General features: G+C 66.1%; 2 protein-coding genes. Both read left to right on the top strand.

Annotated elements, in window-relative coordinates; translation table 11 throughout:
- Positions 1-198 (top strand): hypothetical protein (locus SZ55_RS28670; protein WP_236692413.1); only part of this gene is annotated, 198 nt, incomplete at its 5' end.
- A 373-nt stretch (positions 199-571) separates the two neighbouring features.
- A complete protein-coding gene (gene gbpA / locus SZ55_RS12400) occupies positions 572-2,149 on the top strand; it encodes an N-acetylglucosamine-binding protein GbpA (protein WP_236692412.1) in 1,578 nt (525 codons plus the stop codon).
- Positions 2,150-2,504 lie beyond the last annotated feature (355 nt).

Here is a 2,504-nt window from a genome sequence, read left to right as displayed (position 1 = left end):
GTCCTGCTCACCGCACTGCTGATTCCGTCCTTCGCCCTGCGCATCGGCCATGCCCAGGCCGCATCCCGACCTTCTGAAGGCCTGCTGCGCCCGGAAACCCTTCTTGGCGACGCGGCCAGCTTGCTGCAGCCCCGCACTTTTCGCACTGTCCGACCCACCCGGCAGTACAGCCTCCCTCCCCCATGCCCGCAACCCTGAGCGGCCGAACGGCTTTCGGACTCGTCCCATGTGAGCGGTCCGACCCCGGCGGCATTCTGGCCCCAGTCCCGAGATGCAGGGACTGGAGAAGACCCCATCGACCCCACACCTGCATCGAGGGCTCCTTTAAGACCTATCCACAAGGATCTCCAACGCATGCGCAAGCAGAGCCTTCGCAAACTCCCCCTGGCCCTGGCCGTCGGCTTCGCCACCCTGGCGTCCCAGCAGGCCCTCGCCCACGGCTACATCGAAAGCCCGAAAGCCCGTTCCTTCATGTGCTCCTCCACCGGCGGCAACCTGAACGCCGGTTGCGGCGGCATCCAGTACGAGCCGCAGAGCGTGGAATACCGTCCGGGCTCCGACTTCCACCACGGTGGCAAGTGGTGCGGCGGCTCCTTCATGGAGTGCGGCCCGGCTGACGGCACCATCGCCGGGCAAGTGGTGCGGCGGCGGCTTCGCCACCCTGGCGTCCCAGCAGGCCCTCGCCCACGGCTACATCGAAAGCCCGAAAGCCCGTTCCTTCATGTGCTCCTCCACCGGCGGCAACCTGAACGCCGGTTGCGGCGGCATCCAGTACGAGCCGCAGAGCGTGGAATACCGTCCGGGCTCCGACTTCCACCACGGTGGCAAGTGGTGCGGCGGCTCCTTCATGGAGTGCGGCCCGGCTGACGGCACCATCGCCGCTGGCGGCCATCACATCTACCGCGAACTGAACGAGCAGACCGCTACTCGTTGGGCCAAGACCACCATCAAGCCCGGCATGCAGGACTTCACCTGGTACTACACCGCTGGCCACGCCACCGCTTACTGGCAGTTCTACATCACCAAGAAGGACTGGAACCCCAACCAGCCGCTGACCCGCGACAGCTTCGAAGCCACCCCGCTGCTGCACGATCCCTACGTCGAAGGCGTGAGCGTGCGCCCCCAGGGCCAGGGCAGAACCACCCACCGCGTGAACGTCCCGGCTGACCGCAGCGGCTACCACGTGATTCTCGCCACCTGGCGCGTTGGCGACACCGACGCCACCTTCTACTCCGCCATCGACGTCAACATCGACGGCGACCAGGCCGGTGGTGGCGAAACCCCGCCGCCCGCTCCGGAGTGGAACCTGATCGGTGCCGTGCAGCCGGAAGCCCTGAGCGTCGGCGACACCGTGACCCTGCGCGCCTTCAGCAAGACCGGCCCGCTGAACACCGTCGAGATGAAGATCGCCACCGCCGAGCAGGCCCAGGCCAACACCTGGCCCTTCCTGCTGGCCCAGAAGGTCAACGCCGGTGACTACGGCTACAAGCTCGGTGAACTGAACGCCAACGGCGAGATCGTCCCGAACCATGGCCGCAACGGCATCCACGTGAAGGCCGACAGCCAGGTCACCAACGTCGAAGTCCAGAAGGACAAGCCCACCGTTCCGGGTTCCCTGAACCTGACCGGTCTGTCCTCCAGCTACCAGATCAAGGACGGCAAGGCTGACCTGCACTTCAACGCCATCGCACAAGGCGGCGAGTTCCAGATCAAGGCCACCGTGCTGAACGCCAAGGGCGAGACCATCGCTCACAAGGAAGCCGCGCCGGGCAACACCCCGCACTTCCACATGACCCTGGACAAGGCTGAAGCCGGTGCGCACGACCTGGTCGTGGTCGCCACGCCGAAGAAAGGCAACCTGCTGCAGCAGACCCACAGCTTCACCCTGATTGCCGAGCCGGGTAACGGCGGCGGCGAGAACCCGGGCGAAGGCGGTGGCGAGAACCCCGGCAACGGTGACTACGACTTCGTCTTCCCGGATGGTCTGCAGAGCTACAAGGCCGGCACCACCGTACTGGCGAAGGATGGCAACACCTACGAGTGCCTGCCGTTCCCGGCCAGCGGCTACTGCAAGCAGTGGACCAGCGGTTCCACCCAGTTCGAGCCCGGCAAGGGCACCCACTGGAACATGGCCTGGAAACGCAAGTAACCCGAGCCTGCAACAAAAGGAGCGTGGCGCCTGGCGCCACGCTCCTCTTCGTTTCAATGGGAACAGCGCCCCTGTCCACGACGCCTGGTTCGCGTGCTGCACCCACGTCCTGCTCACCGCACTGCTGATTCCGTCCTTCGCCCTGCGCATCGGCCATGCCCAGGCCGCATCCCGACCTTCTGAAGGCCTGCTGCGCCCGGAAACCCTTCTTGGCGACGCGGCCAGCTTGCTGCAGCCCCGCACTTTTCGCACTGTCCGACCCACCCGGCAGTACAGCCTCCCTCCCCCATGCCCGCAGCACTTTTCGCACTGTCCGACCCACCCGGCAGTACAGCCTCCCTCCCCCATGCCCGCA

Source organism: Pseudomonas sp. FeS53a (assembly GCF_000931385.1).
In the GTDB taxonomy this organism is placed as follows: Bacteria; Pseudomonadota; Gammaproteobacteria; order Pseudomonadales; family Pseudomonadaceae; genus Metapseudomonas; species Metapseudomonas otitidis.
The sequence above is the reverse complement of the archived record's forward strand: the minus strand, read 5'-3'. Positions and strand labels throughout refer to the sequence as shown.